This is a genomic window from Romboutsia lituseburensis DSM 797, from assembly GCF_900103615.1.
In the GTDB taxonomy this organism is placed as follows: Bacteria; Bacillota; Clostridia; order Peptostreptococcales; family Peptostreptococcaceae; genus Romboutsia_F; species Romboutsia_F lituseburensis.
Window position 1 is genome coordinate 406,394 of the sequence record NZ_FNGW01000002.1, and the last position, 16,499, is coordinate 422,892.

The window sequence follows — 16,499 nt, forward strand, 5'->3', positions numbered from 1 at the left end:
AAATTAAAATTTTTATTATTTTTTATTAATTTATTATCTCTATTAATTATTTACAAATTTTTCAACAATTAATACTTTTCTATATAATTATTATTTTTTTATATAAAATTTTTAAATATCAAGTATAAAAATGGAAAATTTTAACACTTGATATTTATCTATTTTTATTAATTTTACCGATTTTAATTATAATTACCCTCTTTTTTTATATTTTAATAATTTTTTTATTTATTCATAATTATTTAATTTATAAGCAATTTTATAATAAAATCTAATTTAGATTAACTTTTATTAAAAATAAAAAAAGAGGTTAATAACCTCTTTTTTATTTTATATTTATAGATTTCATTAAATCTTCAAATTCATTAAAATGAAGTGATTGCATTCCATCAGATAATGCATTTACAGGATCTGGATGAACTTCCACCATTATACCATCTGCACCAGCGGCTAATGCTGCAATAGACATAGGCTTTACTAAATATCTAACACCAGTAGCATGAGATGGATCTACTATAACCGGTAGCCCTGTTTCTTTTTGTATTATAGGTACAGCAGCTAAATCAAGCGTATTTCTAGTGTAATCATTGTATGTTCTTATACCTCTTTCACACATTATAATATTTTGATTTCCTCCTACTGCTATATATTCTGCAGCTCCAATCCATTCACTTATGCTAGCAGATATTCCTCTTTTTAACATCACAGGCTTATCTTGTTTACCGACCTCAGTTAATAATGTAAAGTTTTGCATATTTCTTGATCCGATTTGAATAATATCTGCAACTTCATACAACTTGTCTAGTTCTCTTGCATCCATAAGCTCTGTTATAACAGGTAATCCAGTTTCTTTCTTTACAGCTTTCAATATTTCTAGGCCTTCTTCTTTTAAGCCTTGGAACGAATTAGGAGATGTTCTTGGTTTGTACGCTCCACCTCTTAATATATTTGCACCTTGACTTTTTACAAACTTCGCTGTCTCTAATAATTGTTCATAACTTTCTATAGCACATGGGCCTGCCATTACAAGAGTATCTTCTTTTATTATTAGTTTTTTATCTTCAGATACATTTATTTCAAACTTTAAAGTATCATTAAATATGTTCTTTTTCATCATTTATATACTCCTTTACTTGTTCTCTTTCCTCACAAGTTAAAGAATTTAAATAATTCTCTATAGTTGTTCCTTTTATTTCTAATTTAGAGTTTAAATCCATAAGAGGCACAAGAACAAAGGCTCTTTCACTTATCCTTGGGTGAGGTATAGATAAATTTTCGTCGTTTATTATTATATCATTAAAAAATAATATATCAACATCTATAGTTCTTGGTCCCCACCTTATTATTCTTTCTCTATTTAAAGTTTTTTCCACTTCTTGGCATAAACTTAATAAATCATATGTATTTAAATCAGTTTCAATTTCTATACACATATTTAAAAAATCAGCTTGATCAGTATATCCCCAGGCCTTTGTTTCATATATTTTTGACTTTTTAGTTATACTTATGCTTTCATTTTTATTTAAAATTTCACAAGCACTGTAAAGATATTCAATTCTATCTCCCATGTTTGTTCCAAGACCTAAATAAACTTTATTCATCTTTAGCTCTCCTTATTTCAACTCCAAAGTAGTCATAAATTCCATTTACTGGAGCTTCTGGTTTTTTTACTCTTACCATTATGCCTTTTACTAAATCAAATTTAATAAGTACTTCTTTTGCTATATTTTCAGCTAATGCCTCTAATAAATTAAATCTTTTAGTTTCAACTATATTTTTAACAACATCGTAAACATCTGCATAACTAACTGACTTTGTCATATCATCAGTTAGTCCAGCTTCTTTAGTGTCAACATTTAATTCTATATCTAAAAAGAACTTTTGACCTAATACGCCTTCTTCTTTTAAAAGTCCATGGTATCCGTAAAACCCAAGGTTTTGCATTAATATTTTGTCCATAATTTACCTCTATCCTCTATATATTGCATCAGCCATTTTAGCAGCTCTGATGTTTTCTTTTATATCGTGTACTCTTACAACATCAACACCATCTCTAATTCCTAAAACCGTAGTTGCAATAGTTCCTTCTACTCTCTCTTTAGGTTCTACATTTAGAACATTTCCTATTACAGACTTTCTAGAAGTTCCTAGCAATATAGGATATCCTAAATCATTTAGTTCACTTAGTCTTCTTAAGACCTCTAAATTTTGTTCAAAAGTCTTACCAAATCCTATACCTGGATCTATCATTATTTTTTCTTTTTTGATACCAGCGTCTAACCCGATTTTAATACTTTCTAATAAAAATTCTTTTATACTTTCCATTATATCTTTATCATATTCTGTTGTATCCTGATTATGCATTATACAAACATAACCATCATGTTTAGCTATTACACTAGCCATATTTTTATCTCTTCTAAGTCCCCATACATCATTTATCATTTCTACACCTAATGCTAAAGATGCTTCAGCAACTTCAGATTTGTATGTATCTACAGATATAGGAACATTTATTTCTTCTTTAAGTTTCTTTATAACAGGTACAACTCTTTTTAATTCTTCATTTGCATCCACATATTTGTGACCTGGTCTAGTAGATTCGCCTCCTAAGTCGATTATATCTGCACCATCATTTATCATCTCTTTAGCATGTTTTAAAGCTTTTTCTACCTCACTAAAATCTCCACCATCAGAAAAACTATCTGGTGTAACATTTAATATTCCCATTATATAAGTCTTTTTTCCATATTCAAACATCTATTTAGTCTCCTATTTATCTCATAGTTATTAAACTCATAGCCTCAGCTCTTGCAGCTATGTCTTTTTCAAATATACCTCTAACTGCAGATGTTGTAGTCTTTGACCCTGGTTTTTTAACACCTCTCATTGTCATGCACATATGTTCTGCTTCAACAACAACTATAACACCATAAGGTTCAAGTTCTTTCATTATTATATCTGCAACACCTTTTGTTATTCTTTCTTGTAACTGCGGTCTTTTTGCAAAAGTTTCTACTACTCTAGCTAATTTCGAAAGGCCAGTTAACTTTCCATCTTTAGGTATATATGCTATATGAGCTTTTCCGAAAAATGGAACTATATGATGTTCACAGCATGAATAAAAAGGAATATCCCTTACTAAAACTAGTTCTTCATGACTTTCATCTTGGAATATAACTTTTAAATGTTCACTTGGGTCTTGATGAAGTCCTGCAAATATCTCTTCATACATTCTAGCTACCCTATCTGGAGTTCCTATTAATCCCTCTCTATCTGGATCTTCTCCGATTGCTTCTAATATATCTCTTACTGCATTTTTTATTTTGTCTTTATCTACCTTGCTCATTGGTTTGCCCCCTTGATTAGTAAGTTATTTTTATGTTTTTGCTTACGTTTATATTTTTAAATATATATTCATAAACTGTTAGTAAATCTTCATACTTATAATATTTTTGTACATTTTGAACTAAATCAAATAATTTAGAGTCTTCTATTTTTAAGGTTTTTATTATCTTTTTATCTTTAGGCACCCATTTTCTATTTATACTAAAATACCCAACTATTATATCTTTTAAATATAAATTCGTCAAAAACTCATATTCATACTTTTCTAGTTTTTCATGATTTTTTAATCTGTCTATTTTAGATTTAATATCATTTTTTATAAAAATTTTCTCACTTTCCGATAATTCTAAAGGACCTTCGTCAAAAGCATCTTTACATCTTTTTATAATAGCATCAATATTTTCTAACTCGTTATAAATAATTTTTGGGTTTGACATTTCTTTTAAGAAAAAGTATTCTCTGTCTTCTATAAATTTTTCAATCCCTGTTTTTGAAAAATAATTAATATCAAACTCTATTCCCTCTATATTTTTAACTTCTCTAACTTGTAAGTATTTTGATGCTTTTATAACAAATATATCAATGTCATTAACTTTAACTTCTTTATTATTTAGGTTAACATTTTTTGATGATCCAACTAAAAATATTGCTTTAACATTTTCATTAGATTTTATATTTTCTATTTCTTTTTTATAAATTTTGTAAATCCTATTTTCCATTTAATCTCTCCATTATTTTTTAATTTAAAATCCATATAAAAATAGGACATTAACTTTAAGTATTTATAAGTTTAGATATTTTGGTATAAATTTCATTTTGTTTTTGATATTTTATAGACTCTATTTGTACAACTTTCATTACCCCCATAAGACTATTGCTAACAAAAACAAAGTCAAAGTTTTTTATATCTTCTAACTTTATTTCTCTTTCCTCTATTTGTATATTTAATTCGTCACAAATCTCTATAATCCTTCTTTTTTTGGTTCCATTTAATATAGGTAATTTAGAACATGGTGTAAATATTTCTTTATTCTTGATAAAAAATATATTACTCATAGAACACTCTAATACTGTATCTTTTGAATCCAAAAATATCCCATCATCATAGCCATTACTAGTTGCATTTTTTTTTGTATAAATATTTTCATAATAATTAGTTGTTTTATGTCTATTAATTTCACTATTCCCTCTTCTTATAGGAGATATGTTTAATCTAAATCCGTCTTCATAATGCTTTTGTGTATAAGGTATATCTCTTGTTGAAATATTAAAACCCTCATCAAATACAGTTAGTCTTAACGCTTTATTGCTTATTTTATTTTCAGTTATATAATTTAAAATATTATTTTTCAAAAAATCTTTAGAGAAGTTAAAGTTAAACTCTAACTTCTCAATAGATTTAAACATTCTCTCTAAGTGAAATTCTATATCTATAGGTGTATCAATAACTTTGATAGTTTCAAATAATCCTATTCCAAATTTGGCTAAACTACTTTCAAAAGATATGTTATTCTTCATAGTATCCTCTTAATGCTTTCATTATAGATTTTGCCTTATCTAAAGTTTCTTGATATTCATCCTCAGGATTTGAATCCCAAGTCATTCCTCCACCAACTTGGAAATATACATCTTCTTTTTGTTTAATTATAGTTCTTATAGCTATATTTAAATCCATATCTCCATTAAATCCTATATAACCTATAGATCCTGTGTACACATTTCTTTGAGTAGGTTCTAGTTCATCTATAATCTCCATAGATCTAATCTTAGGAGCTCCTGTTATAGACCCTCCAGGGAACGTAGCTTTTATTGCATCTATACTATCATTTTTATCATCTAATTCTCCAACAACAGTAGCTACTAAATGGTTTACATTTGCATAAGGCTCTATCACAAATAATTCTGGAACTTTAACACTTCCAATTTTAGATATTCTCCCTATATCATTTCTCTCTAAATCTACTATCATAAGCAACTCAGCTCTATCTTTTTCACTATTTTTCAGTTCTTCTTGAAGCTTTAAATCTTCTTCTATAGTTTTACCTCTTGGTCTAGTTCCTTTTATCGGCCTAGTTTCCACCTTTCTATCTATGCACTTTATAAACCTTTCTGGTGAATTTGAAAGTATTTTACTGTCTTCAAAATTTAAAAATGCTCCAAATGGTGCAGGACTAAACTTTCTTAAATCTCTATAAAGTTCATAACTTGTTAGAGGTGTTTTGCCACTAAATCTTTGAGTTAAATTAGCTTGATATATATCACCTTGTCTTATATAATTTTGTACTTTTCTAACTGCATCTTCAAATTGTATTTTTGTAAAATTTGATTTTAACTTTATAGGCTCTACGTCTTTTTCTTCATAACAAATATTGTCAATTCCATTTAGCTGGGCATCTTGGATTCTTTTTTCTACTTTTTTAGCTAATATTTCTTCATTATGTACATCTAAATCAGGAGTAGCTATATATGTTTTATTTTCTAAGTGATCAACTACTATCACCCAATTATACAAACCAAAATATAAATCATATACATTTGTATCATCTACTGCTGTTCTTGGAAGTTTTTCCATATAATTTCCTAAATCATAAGATAAATAACCAACTGCTCCACCTATAAATGGAAGAAAGCTTTTATTTTCTACCTTATATTTACTTAATTCTTTTTTTAAATCATCAAGTGGATTTTTTTGTGCATTCTTATATTTTAAAACTTTAAAAGGGTTACTACTTATAAAAGAGTATCTCCCTAGCTTTTTCGCATCCATTGCACTATCTAATATAAAACTGTTCTCTTCATCTTTAAATATTGTAAAAATTTCAAATGAATTTAATTTAGTATTTATTTGTCTTATCATTATTTGTTTATCCCCTCTCTAGCTTGATTTATGAAATTTTTAAGTATATCATGTCCTTGCTCTGACAAAATAGCCTCTGGATGGAATTGTACACCTTCTATCATATACTTTTTATGTCTAATACCCATTATTTCATTTTCATTAGTAAGAGCTGTTACTTCTAAATCTTGTGGTAAACTTTCTAAATCAATAACTAAAGAGTGATACCTAGTCACATTTAGCGGATTGTTTAATCCCTCAAATACACCCTTATTAGAATGTTTGATACTATGTACTTTTCCATGTACTGGCTTTTTAGCTTTTATGACATTTCCTCCAAATACATGTCCTATTGTTTGGTGGCCTAAACAAATACCTAAAATAGGTTTTTTATCTTTAAACTTATTTACTACATCTATACATATGCCCGCCTCATTTGGAGAACATGGACCTGGTGATAAAACTATTATTTCCGGGTCTAAACTTTCTATTTCTTCTAGAGTTATCTCATTGTTTCTTTTTACTATTATTTCTTCTCCTAGCTCTCCTATATACTGAACTAAGTTGTAAACAAATGAATCATAATTGTCAATCATAAGGATCATTTCTATTTCCCCCCCGCTAAACGCCTACTTTTTATTTGTATCTTAAGTAGATTTTAGTATTTTTTTTGTTTTCATTAATAATTATATATTTTTATAGAAATAAGTGTCAATATAGTCATCTTTAAGTATTATTTATTGTTTAAATTCTTAGTATATTTATCCTATCATAGCAAAAAATATATTTAAACAATTAGTTGGAGGTATTAACATGAATAGTTACATTATTATAAGATCAGATACTAAATCTATATCACCTCCTATGCCAAAACAAGAAGCTATAAAAAAACTTAAACAATATGGTAAAGAAGGAATTTCAAGCTATATAGTTTCTAATTGTAAAAATTTAGAATTTGATTTGCTTAATAAAACAAACTTATAAAGTTTTATTAACTATTTTTTGTACATCAAAAAGGAGTGCTATACACTCCTCTTTGATAATTTATATCCTGGATTATAGTATTTTGATTTTTTTCCTTTCTGCTCTCTCGTTTCTATTAAATCATTGATTTTACTTATATATTTATCGTCATCAGAAAGCCTTATAAGACTTGATAGATAATATCCATCAGTACTTTTAGGTATTTTTTTATTTATTACTAAATCTACTGCTGTTTTTGCGGCCTCAAAGTGCTTTAGATGAGTATGACCTTCTTGAAAACTTTTTTTAGTGTTGTAGACCACATAGCCTTCCTTCACTTGAAATATTATAAATTCTTTTCTTTCATAGATTTTATTATACATATACTAATCAATCCTTCTCAAGATAGTCTTACTATATATATATTAAACAACTCTCCAAATGTTTTATATTTTTTTAATTTTTTTTTAATTTTTTATAAATTTTCTAAATATATTGTAGTTAGAAAATGAATATATTCATTATATATCAAATATATTCATTTTCTTTATGTAAAACTATTATTGATGTAATAAAAAATAAAGCTTCTTTATAAAGAAGCTTTATCTATTTTCTATAAGTTCTGAAACTGTAACAAATTTATATCCATTCTCTATCATTTTAGGAATCAATATATCTAAGGCTTCTACAGTATTATTTGTAGCATAGTCATGAAGTAATATTATATCTCCATTTTTCGCATTATTTGTAATTGTATCTGCAATCTTATTAGCTCCAGGATTTTGCCAGTCTCTAGCATCTACAGTAGTCCACAGTATTATTTTATAGTTATATTTTTTAGCTATATCCTCTAATGTTTCTCTTTTATAACTACCATACGGAGGTCTAAATAAAGTTGGCTTTTTACCTGTTAACTTTATTAAAATATCTTCACATTTAATTATTTCTTCTTCTAATTGTTCTCTACTCAAATTACTTATATCTGGATGATTAAATGTATGATTACCTATTTCATGACCTTCTTTACTTGCTCTAATCAATGGTTTCGAATACCAATTAGCATGTTTTCCAGCTATAAAAAAGGTTGCTTTGATATCATATTTTTTTAATACATCTAATACTTGGTCTGTCTCTTTTGGATGTGGTCCATCGTCAAAAGTTAGAGCAATTACCTTTTTATCCCTAGGTCCATTTTTTACAAATACCTCTTCATCACCTGCATATGAGCTTTTATATCCACCTAGAACTATTATAATACCTAACATTATAAATGCTAATTTAAACTTATTGTGTCTCATAATTTATGTCTTCCTTTCAGCATTTTTTATTATTTATAGAAATTTTGAGTATAGTATATTTTATAATATCCACCAAAATCTACTCCAACTCCTATATTATTATAATCTCCCAAAATATTTTTTCTATGTCCTTCTGAATTCATCCAAGCTTCATGTGCATATATTGCACTTGTTTGCCCTGCTGCTATGTTTTCACCTGCTGCTACATACGATATTCCCTCTTTCTTCATTCTATCAAAAGGTGATTGACCTTTTTTATTTTTATGATCAAAAAAATTGCTGCATGCCATATCAGTGCTATGCTTTCTTGAACTCTCAGTTGCATTTTCACTATATTTTAAACCATTTAAATTTTTTTTATATCTAACACTATTAGTTAAATCTATAATCTGAAGTTCAAAACTTTTTTTAAGTTCTTCACTTTCCTCAGGATAAATTCCCGTCAAGCTCATTTCTGAATTTTCATCTATAATCTGATATGAACAAACTCTATTATTTTCATATATATCATAGAAGAAAGTAATATAATTATTATCAGATTTAACTATGTCATATTGATTATCTGAGTTTATCATATATCTAGTATTTCCTTTTCTTTTAAATTTCAATGGTTGGAATTCACTATTAACTAAACCTTTATTATCATTTATTTTTATATTTTTAATTTCAGATGTATTCAAAGAATTACTATATAATCCTACTACTGAATCGTTTTTTATTCCTACCATAGCAAAATCTTGTTCATATTGATTATAAACATACCAATTAAAATCATATTCGCTTTTATCAATTCTTCCTGGTTCTCCTATTAAGTTTAAAACATTATTTTTTGAGTCTCCTATTTTTATTTTCTCAAAGTTTTTTATATTTTTTAATGTCTTCTGTTTTGAATTAAATACACTAACCTCTTTATAGTTTTCTTTATTATATGTTTTACTATTTAATCCAATATTATAAAATAAAATAGCTATTAAAATAAATCCTATAAGTACTATTTTTTTCAAGTTATCACTCTCCATTAAACTTTTACTATTTAAATAGTTTACACTTATAAGATATTCATACTTGTATCGTTTAATAATTTAAAATTAATATATTATCTAATAATTTTTAGACTAAAAAAAATAACTCTATCTTTAAAGATAGAGTTATATTATAAATGAAAAAATTTCATCTAATGTTCTATTAAATATTGATGGTTTATCAAATTTCCAAGTACCTTCATATACTAATTCATTGTTTAAATAAAAAGTTCCTTTACCATGCCTTTTTCCATGTAAAAATTCCCCTTCATACCACTTTCCGTCTTCCCATATATATTTACCTTCACCATTGGCTAAATTATTTTTCCACTGACCTTTATATATTAGATTTCCATTAAGATCAAAGCACTCCCCATATCCATCCATTTTATTATTTTTAAATTCACCAACATAAATACTACCATCGTGCCATTTATAGATTCCCTTTCCATTTCTTTTTCCGCTTAACCAATTTCCTATATACTCATTCCCACTAGCATATATCATTTGACCAATTCCAGACATAGTATCTTCTTTAAATTCCCCTATATATTCATTGTCATTACTAAACTTGCATATACCACTTCCATCTTTCATATTATCTTTAAATTCCCCTATATACTCTATCCCCTCTAAAAATGTATATATACCTTTTCCATTCATTTTGTTATCTATAATTTTTCCTATATATACATCCCCATTTGAAAAATTGTAAATTTTATTTCCGACCTTTTTCCCCTTAGATGCCTCATCTATCATATAATTTTCATCTTCTAATTCTAATATTTCTTCTTGAGTTGCCCTCTCTTTCCTCTTTATAGTAATCTTTTGTATAGTTCTTATTAATTTAACTTCTTTTTTTATATCATTTATAGCTTTTAAATATTCATTATATAAGCTTATATATTCTTTAGATAAATTCATATTGCATTTCTCCTATCAATGTTTGTCGAGTATATTATAAATTTATTATATCTTAATTATGTTGTTTATTTCTATATTTATATAAAATTTTAGCATTGTTAATAAAAAAATGTAGCAAAAAAAGATATACTTCGATAGTATATCTTTTTTTGTTACATTGTCCCGATTTCGCTTAAATATCTTCCGCTACCCGATTAGATTTATTTATGAAATTTTTACAAGTATCCCAATACGCCTTCGTATAGTGGGGTCCGATGATTTTTATTTTTACTCTAGAGTTAAAGAGGAGCATTCAGCCCCTCTTTAACTATTATATTTAAATAAAGTTTTTTTATACCAAATTTTTAATATTATAAGAATTTTTCCTTAAATCCTCTACCTTTTACTTCTGACACATCATTTACAGAAATAAAAGATTTTTTATCATATTTTAATGCTATTTCTTTTATTTTAGGTATTTCATTTGATGATACTATACAGTAAATAAGTTTTTTTCTATCATGAGTATAAGCACCTTCAGCATCTAAAAATGTAACTCCTCTATGAAGTATCTCCATTATATCCCTTGCTATACAGTCACTTTCCTTAGATATAACCATAACAGATTTTTGATAGTTCATTGCATCTTTTACAAAATTCATTGCAGATGCACTTATAAACATTCCTATTAATGTATATAGTGCTAAATCTAAACCAAATAATATTCCACCTATAGATACTATCATTATATTAATTCCAAAAGTTGTATCTTTCATCGGAATATTTTTTTTGAACTTTAATATAGCTGCAATTATGTCTGTTCCGCCTTGAGATGACTTAGTTCTAAAAACAAGACCTGTTCCTATTCCCGATAAAATACCTCCATATATGCTTTGAAGTAATATATCTTTAGTAGGAATAAAATGACCAATATCTTGAGTTACACCTAATAATGTAGAAAATAATAACATATTAATTAAACTAGTCACACAAAAATCTTTTTCTAAATAGATAAATCCAAGTACAAATATAGGTACATTAATTAAAAATGTTAAAAAACCTATATTTATGTCTGTTAAATAGTTTATTGCTGCTGATGCACCAGGCACACCTCCACTTAATAAATGCGCTGGTCTTAAAAAACCGTTAATCCCTATACATGCTATTGTCATACCTGCTATTATAACAGAGTATCTTAATAAAAGATTGTCTTGTAGGGCGGTGTTAACTTTACTCATTCTTTTCTCCCTTCAAATTTTTCTACACTTAATTTTGTGTAGCTATTATTATTTATTTTTAATCTACAATATATTATATTACCTTTTTTTAATATGTCTAGTTACTTTTTTTTCTTATACCATATACATTTATCCATATATTCATTTTTTTGGATAATTATCTATTGTTCCTATCAACTAAAGAAAATTTATAATATATTCTTGCAATATTTTTTATTTTGAGTCAAAAAAATAAAAGTAGTATTATTAAAATTCTAATAAGGCTACTTTTATTTTTTCGATTAGCGCAGTTTAAATACACTATAAAAATGCAATAATTAATTCATTTTTTTCATAATATGAATATTTCCATTTATTACATTCAATTTTTTTATTTAATTTTTTATTTATTTTTTTGTATTCATTATACTAAATTCAGTATAATCGGTATTAATACTACAGTTAGTATTCCAGATATTCCTATCGATAGTCCACTCATAGCACCTTCAACTTCACCCATTTCTAATGCTTTAGTTGTCCCTAATGCATGTGCTGATGTTCCTAATGCTATACCTTTAGCAACTGGGTGATTAATTTTCCCTACTTTGAATACTAACGGTGCAATTATTGCTCCTAATATACCTGTAAATATTATAGCCACAACTGTTACAGCCTCTACTCCATTTATGGTATTAGTTAAAGAAAGTCCCATAGGAGTTGTTATAGATTTAGGTATCAAAGAATTTATTATACTTATATTTGCATTTGTTAACATACCTATAAGTTTTATAGAGAAGAATGAAGAAAATACTCCACATCCTATACCTATAACTATTTCTAGTAAATGCTTCTTAAATAAATCGAACTGTTTATAAAGTGGAACAGCTAATACTACCGTAACTGGTCCTAAAAAGAAATTAATACTGTCTGCACCTATTTTAAAACTTTCATAAGGTATTTTAGTTATATTTAAAAATAATATTATTCCAATTATTGCTATAAGCAAAGGATTCATTAAAGGATTCTTTGTTTTTTTCTGTAAAAATATACCTAAATTAAAAAATAATATAGTTACTATAATCCCAAAAACTTGTGTTTCTAAAATATTATACATTTTAATTCTCCTTTATTTTTTTTTGTATCATTTTTTCTACTACTATTCCAGTTATATACATTACCATAGCTGTACTTATTACAATACTAACTATAAGTACAAATATATTATCAATTATTAGGTTTAAAGAGTTTATTAACGACACACCTGCTGGTATAAAAAATATAGCCATATTATCTAAAAAGAAATCACTAATTTCATTTACTTTTTCCAATTTAATAACCTTAAATTGTAAAAGTATAAATAGTAATACCATACCTATTATGCTACCTGGTATGACCACTATATTTTGTATGAAGGAACTAATATACTCCCCTATAGCCCATACACCTAATATTAAAGCTAGTTGATTAAATATTTTCATGTTGCCCTCCTAAATTGTAAAATATTTCATTTTTTTATAAAACTAAAAAAATAAAAGGGAGAACCTCTCCCTTCATTATATTACTACTTCCTTGCTTATTTTTCAAATTTAATTTATAGTATTAATTTTCCATCTTTATCAATATAGTTATTATTATTGCCTTGTATTACTTGCGCATATCCATCTTCAAAGTCTGAAATAGAATCGAAAATTGGTATTATTTCTATTTTTCCATTTTTATTTAAAAAGCCCCACATTCCTCCTTTAGGGTTACTTATTCCTCTTGTAAGTGAATCTGATCCAATATTAAACCTAGCTAGATCTTCTTTAAAATTACATGCATAATCAAAAATTGGATCAATCACTATTTCTCCCTGTTTATTTATATATCCCCATTTATCATTTATACAAACTGCAGCTAGACCCTCTGAAAATTGTTTAGCTCTATCAAATATAAAGTCTATCTTTAAATTTCCATCCATATCGATGTATCCCCACTTATCATCTATTCTAACAGCAGCCATTCCCTCACAATAGTCTGTAGCAATGTCGTATTGTGGGGGAACTATTAAATCTCCTATTTTGTTTATATAACCATATTTATTCTTTAGCTCGACTAACGCCCTGCCTTCAAAAAACTGATTTACGTATGTGTATGTAGGTTGTATAACTAATTTTCCTGATTTATCAATAAATCCCCATCTTTTATTTATTTTAACTCCCGCTAATCCTTCTTTAAAATTCGCTGCAGAATCAAATTTAGTTGGTATAACTTCAATCAAATTAGTATCTATATATCCATAATGATCATTTACCTTTATTCTTGCCAACCCATCATTAAATTCTGATGCGCTATCTAGATGAATAAACATCTGTACATTTCCACAATTATCTATATAACCAAAAACCCATCTAATTGAATTTCTTATTTTTTTTATATAGGTAACTACACAATATCCATCTCTAAATCTTTCTGAAACATATTTAAACTTAGGCTTTACAACTATATTTTTATTTTTATCTATAAATCCATACTTTCCATCCCTAAGTACTGGAAGAAATAAGTCTTTCTTTATCATACTTAGCCCCCCTACTAAATAATAAACTCATAATATCGTTATTATATTTTATTATCTTATTATTCATACTATGCTTATTGTTTTAGTAGTGTTATTTTATTATCTAAAAAGTCATTTATTAAAATTTTAGCATCACAAAAAGCTATTGTTATGTTTTAACAATAGCTTTCTTATCTTTTTTATCTTTTTTATCTTTCTTTAAGAATTTCATCAACCTTAGAATTATTATACATACTATCTGGAACTTCACTTCTTAAACCATAAAATGTTTTTTGAGCTTGTTTTAATTCTCCAGTATTATAATACAGCATACCTAACTGATAGAATGCATCATCATAGTACTGATCTCTTGATGTATATGTATTTATATACTTATTATAGTACTTTATAGCATCTTCATTATTGCCTGTTTTTTGATTTAAAAGTGCTACCTCATATATCGATTCAGATATATATTTTTTAGTCTTACCAGAACTTATTACATACTTAAATCTTTCTATTGCACCTTTATAATCTTCTTCTTTTTTCATTTTTATAGCTTCATTATATAATGTTTCTTCATCAGATACTAAAAGTTCTACTTTTGTCTCTTTTTCTTTTTCTTCATTTTTAACTTTATCTAATTCCTGTTCTTTTTCCTTTAATTTTTCATCTTTTTTATCTAATTGCTTTCCTACTGCGTCAAGTGTTTCTTCTTTTTGACTTAATTTCGAGTTTAAATTTTCTATTTGGTTTTTATTATAAGCATAATAAGAACCTACCCCTAAAAGTAATACAACAATTAAAATATAAGGAATTTTATGCTTATGTTTTACTTTTTTTGTATTTTCTACTTTTTCCTCTTTTTCTTGTTCTTCACTTTCAATTGTTTTAATTTGTTCTTCAAATAATGGATTATCTTTATCTACATCTCTTAAATGTTTTAAATAACTTTCTTTTCTTTTAATATCACCTAATTTATCATATATAAGCGAAAGTAATACGTATGGTTCTATTAAATCTGGGTCTTCATCTATAATATTTTCTAATATATGTATACATTCATCATTTAACTCTTCATTTATAAATCTAATTGAATGATTATATCTAGCTAAAAATACTTTAAAATCATCAGAAGAAAGCATATCTACATACTTTCTTGACATTTCATTATTTCCATAACACATAGCTGTATAAAAACTTTCAAACGCTTTTGAAAAATCACATTTCAATAGTGTAAGTAATCCTTTTAGATTTAATATGTCTACATCTTTAGGATTTATCTCTAGAGCTGTTTCTATATGCTCACAAGCACTAGTTATATAATTTTTATATGCTAAATCTAATGAATTATTATATCTTTTGTATGACTCTATTTTAAGCTCTTTTGAAGTATCATCAGAACTACTGTTTAATGTATTTTGTAAATTTAATATTGTTTCCTCTTTATAGTTTGTTGTAACATAACTTTGCTTTAACGCTTTTAATGTTTCATTGCTTTCTTCTTCATCTATATTAAAAAATGTTAAATCACTTTTATTTTCTTCTATTAAAGAGATATCTAAAACCTTTCTAGGCATTTTATGTATATCTTGTTTTATGTTTTTACCTAAAATGATAATCGCCTCCTATTTTTATTATATATCTAAGATAACATATTTACTATTTTTAGTCAAAAGTATACATTATTTACTATTTTTAGTTATTATATAACACTTTTAAAAAAATAAAAATACTGTTTCAAAATTTAAACCATATTTTGAAACAGTATTGATTAAATAATTAGTATTTTATATCAAATTTCTTTATTTTTCTATATAAAGTTGCAATACCTATATCTAATGCATCCGCTACTTTTTTCATTCCTTCAGTATTGCTGCCATATTTTTTTATAGCTTGTTCTATAGCTATTTTTTCCAATTCTTCTATTGTTTTTATTTCTTCTTTATATAGTTCATTTAATTTAAAAGATATTAAGTCTGACATACTATTAATAAAGTCAATTAACTCTTTATCTTTTGATAAAATTTTATTTTTTTGCTCTTCATCAAAGGCCGCTATTCCTAAAACTCCAACAACATTATTCTCAAATTTAACAGGAGTACATATATCCGCTAATTCTTTGCACTTTAATCTATTGCAACAGTTTAAGCAACTCTCTTCACTTTCTTTGTTTATAACATAAGGATTTCCTTCTGATAAAACTGTGCAATATACAGTCTTATCAGATATACTCTCACCAACCTTCTCTTTAAAGATTCCAGTTCCAGCTATCCTTACTAAGTCTTTACTAACTAAGGTTACATCTACTTCTAATATACTTGATATATTTTCACATATTCCTTGAATGTAATTTGTTATATCATTTAAATTCAA

Annotated in this window: 20 protein-coding genes; 1 reads left to right on the top strand and 19 read right to left on the bottom strand. The window is 26.3% G+C overall.

What is annotated here, in order from left to right; translation table 11 throughout:
- Nucleotides 1–325 precede the first annotated feature (325 nt).
- Genes aroF through BLP75_RS05100 form a run of 9 tightly spaced genes read right to left on the bottom strand, consistent with a single transcriptional unit; the run spans nt 326 to nt 6,789 of the window.
- The gene (aroF, locus tag BLP75_RS05060) at nt 326–1,114 is read right to left on the bottom strand and encodes a 3-deoxy-7-phosphoheptulonate synthase (RefSeq protein ID WP_092724712.1); all 789 of its coding nucleotides are present in this window, start codon (nt 1,112–1,114) and stop codon (nt 326–328) included.
- A complete protein-coding gene (folK, locus tag BLP75_RS05065; protein WP_092724449.1) occupies nt 1,095–1,601 on the bottom strand; it encodes a 2-amino-4-hydroxy-6-hydroxymethyldihydropteridine diphosphokinase in 507 nt (168 codons plus the stop codon). The genes aroF and folK overlap by 20 nt, the downstream gene beginning before the upstream one ends.
- Complete coding sequence (folB, locus tag BLP75_RS05070) at nt 1,594–1,959, bottom strand: dihydroneopterin aldolase (protein WP_092724451.1); 366 nt, start codon at nt 1,957–1,959, stop codon at nt 1,594–1,596. The genes folK and folB overlap by 8 nt, the downstream gene beginning before the upstream one ends.
- Before the next feature lie 9 nt (nt 1,960–1,968).
- Nucleotides 1,969–2,760 carry a dihydropteroate synthase gene (folP, locus tag BLP75_RS05075; RefSeq protein WP_092724453.1) on the bottom strand — a complete coding sequence of 264 codons (792 nt, stop codon included), beginning with the start codon at nt 2,758–2,760 and terminating at the stop codon, nt 1,969–1,971.
- Between the two features lie 16 nt (nt 2,761–2,776).
- Nucleotides 2,777–3,349: a GTP cyclohydrolase I FolE gene (gene folE / locus BLP75_RS05080; RefSeq protein WP_092724455.1), complete on the bottom strand. Its 573-nt coding sequence runs from the start codon at nt 3,347–3,349 to the stop codon at nt 2,777–2,779.
- A gap of 16 nt (nt 3,350–3,365) precedes the next feature.
- On the bottom strand, nt 3,366–4,067 hold the full coding sequence (locus tag BLP75_RS05085) for a hypothetical protein (RefSeq protein WP_092724457.1): 702 nt from the start codon (nt 4,065–4,067) through the stop codon (nt 3,366–3,368).
- A 55-nt stretch (nt 4,068–4,122) separates the two neighbouring features.
- Nucleotides 4,123–4,866, bottom strand: coding sequence for an aminotransferase class IV (locus BLP75_RS05090; RefSeq protein ID WP_092724459.1), 744 nt, complete (start codon nt 4,864–4,866; stop codon nt 4,123–4,125).
- Nucleotides 4,856–6,205 (bottom strand): aminodeoxychorismate synthase component I, encoded by a 1,350-nt coding sequence (gene pabB / locus BLP75_RS05095; RefSeq protein WP_092724461.1) that lies wholly within the window; start codon nt 6,203–6,205, stop codon nt 4,856–4,858. Before pabB ends, BLP75_RS05090 begins: the two co-directional genes overlap by 11 nt.
- Entirely contained in the window at nt 6,205–6,789 is a 585-nt protein-coding gene (locus BLP75_RS05100; protein WP_092724463.1) for an anthranilate synthase component II, read from the bottom strand. Before BLP75_RS05100 ends, pabB begins: the two co-directional genes overlap by 1 nt.
- A 208-nt stretch (nt 6,790–6,997) precedes the next feature.
- Between BLP75_RS05100 and BLP75_RS18100 the strand changes: the two genes are divergently transcribed.
- Complete coding sequence (locus BLP75_RS18100) at nt 6,998–7,168, top strand: hypothetical protein (RefSeq protein ID WP_170139163.1); 171 nt, start codon at nt 6,998–7,000, stop codon at nt 7,166–7,168.
- Nucleotides 7,169–7,206: 38 nt separating this feature from the next.
- Here the strand turns inward: BLP75_RS18100 and BLP75_RS05105 are convergent, their stop codons facing one another.
- The 10 genes from BLP75_RS05105 to BLP75_RS05150 all read right to left on the bottom strand — a co-directional run bounded on the left by BLP75_RS05105 (nt 7,207) and on the right by BLP75_RS05150 (nt 16,499).
- Nucleotides 7,207–7,530 carry a hypothetical protein gene (locus tag BLP75_RS05105; protein WP_092724465.1) on the bottom strand — a complete coding sequence of 108 codons (324 nt, stop codon included), beginning with the start codon at nt 7,528–7,530 and terminating at the stop codon, nt 7,207–7,209.
- Nucleotides 7,531–7,749: 219 nt separating this feature from the next.
- Nucleotides 7,750–8,445: a polysaccharide deacetylase family protein gene (locus BLP75_RS05110; protein ID WP_092724467.1), complete on the bottom strand. Its 696-nt coding sequence runs from the start codon at nt 8,443–8,445 to the stop codon at nt 7,750–7,752.
- A 29-nt stretch (nt 8,446–8,474) separates the two neighbouring features.
- On the bottom strand, nt 8,475–9,449 hold the full coding sequence (locus BLP75_RS05115) for a CAP domain-containing protein (protein WP_242872382.1): 975 nt from the start codon (nt 9,447–9,449) through the stop codon (nt 8,475–8,477).
- Nucleotides 9,450–9,593: 144 nt separating this feature from the next.
- Entirely contained in the window at nt 9,594–10,391 is a 798-nt protein-coding gene (locus BLP75_RS05120) for an MORN repeat-containing protein (RefSeq protein ID WP_092724471.1), read from the bottom strand.
- 350 nt (nt 10,392–10,741) lie between these two features.
- On the bottom strand, nt 10,742–11,608 hold the full coding sequence (locus tag BLP75_RS05125; RefSeq protein WP_092724473.1) for a YitT family protein: 867 nt from the start codon (nt 11,606–11,608) through the stop codon (nt 10,742–10,744).
- 403 nt (nt 11,609–12,011) lie between these two features.
- Nucleotides 12,012–12,701: an LrgB family protein gene (locus BLP75_RS05130; RefSeq protein WP_092724475.1), complete on the bottom strand. Its 690-nt coding sequence runs from the start codon at nt 12,699–12,701 to the stop codon at nt 12,012–12,014.
- Between the two features lies 1 nt (nt 12,702).
- Nucleotides 12,703–13,065, bottom strand: coding sequence for a CidA/LrgA family protein (locus tag BLP75_RS05135; RefSeq protein ID WP_092724477.1), 363 nt, complete (start codon nt 13,063–13,065; stop codon nt 12,703–12,705).
- A 113-nt stretch (nt 13,066–13,178) separates the two neighbouring features.
- Entirely contained in the window at nt 13,179–14,144 is a 966-nt protein-coding gene (locus BLP75_RS05140) for a WG repeat-containing protein (protein WP_092724479.1), read from the bottom strand.
- Nucleotides 14,145–14,332: 188 nt separating this feature from the next.
- Nucleotides 14,333–15,703, bottom strand: coding sequence for a tetratricopeptide repeat protein (locus BLP75_RS05145; protein WP_092724481.1), 1,371 nt, complete (start codon nt 15,701–15,703; stop codon nt 14,333–14,335).
- Between the two features lie 202 nt (nt 15,704–15,905).
- Nucleotides 15,906–16,499, bottom strand: coding sequence for a GAF domain-containing protein (locus BLP75_RS05150; protein ID WP_092724483.1), 594 nt, complete (start codon nt 16,497–16,499; stop codon nt 15,906–15,908).

What these genes read in the sequence shown, in the direction of transcription:
- aroF (WP_092724712.1), bottom strand. Translation starts at nt 1,114, where the DNA reads ATGAAAAAGAACATATTTAATGATACTTTAAAGTTTGAAATAAATGTA.
- folK (WP_092724449.1), bottom strand. Translation starts at nt 1,601, where the DNA reads ATGAATAAAGTTTATTTAGGTCTTGGAACAAACATGGGAGATAGAATT.
- folB (WP_092724451.1), bottom strand. Translation starts at nt 1,959, where the DNA reads ATGGACAAAATATTAATGCAAAACCTTGGGTTTTACGGATACCATGGA.
- folP (WP_092724453.1), bottom strand. Translation starts at nt 2,760, where the DNA reads ATGTTTGAATATGGAAAAAAGACTTATATAATGGGAATATTAAATGTT.
- folE (WP_092724455.1), bottom strand. Translation starts at nt 3,349, where the DNA reads ATGAGCAAGGTAGATAAAGACAAAATAAAAAATGCAGTAAGAGATATA.
- BLP75_RS05085 (WP_092724457.1), bottom strand. Translation starts at nt 4,067, where the DNA reads ATGGAAAATAGGATTTACAAAATTTATAAAAAAGAAATAGAAAATATA.
- BLP75_RS05090 (WP_092724459.1), bottom strand. Translation starts at nt 4,866, where the DNA reads ATGAAGAATAACATATCTTTTGAAAGTAGTTTAGCCAAATTTGGAATA.
- pabB (WP_092724461.1), bottom strand. Translation starts at nt 6,205, where the DNA reads ATGATAAGACAAATAAATACTAAATTAAATTCATTTGAAATTTTTACA.
- BLP75_RS05100 (WP_092724463.1), bottom strand. Translation starts at nt 6,789, where the DNA reads ATGATCCTTATGATTGACAATTATGATTCATTTGTTTACAACTTAGTT.
- BLP75_RS18100 (WP_170139163.1), top strand. Translation starts at nt 6,998, where the DNA reads ATGAATAGTTACATTATTATAAGATCAGATACTAAATCTATATCACCT.
- BLP75_RS05105 (WP_092724465.1), bottom strand. Translation starts at nt 7,530, where the DNA reads ATGTATAATAAAATCTATGAAAGAAAAGAATTTATAATATTTCAAGTG.
- BLP75_RS05110 (WP_092724467.1), bottom strand. Translation starts at nt 8,445, where the DNA reads ATGAGACACAATAAGTTTAAATTAGCATTTATAATGTTAGGTATTATA.
- BLP75_RS05120 (WP_092724471.1), bottom strand. Translation starts at nt 10,391, where the DNA reads ATGAATTTATCTAAAGAATATATAAGCTTATATAATGAATATTTAAAA.
- BLP75_RS05125 (WP_092724473.1), bottom strand. Translation starts at nt 11,608, where the DNA reads ATGAGTAAAGTTAACACCGCCCTACAAGACAATCTTTTATTAAGATAC.
- BLP75_RS05130 (WP_092724475.1), bottom strand. Translation starts at nt 12,701, where the DNA reads ATGTATAATATTTTAGAAACACAAGTTTTTGGGATTATAGTAACTATA.
- BLP75_RS05135 (WP_092724477.1), bottom strand. Translation starts at nt 13,065, where the DNA reads ATGAAAATATTTAATCAACTAGCTTTAATATTAGGTGTATGGGCTATA.
- BLP75_RS05140 (WP_092724479.1), bottom strand. Translation starts at nt 14,144, where the DNA reads ATGATAAAGAAAGACTTATTTCTTCCAGTACTTAGGGATGGAAAGTAT.
- BLP75_RS05145 (WP_092724481.1), bottom strand. Translation starts at nt 15,703, where the DNA reads ATGCCTAGAAAGGTTTTAGATATCTCTTTAATAGAAGAAAATAAAAGT.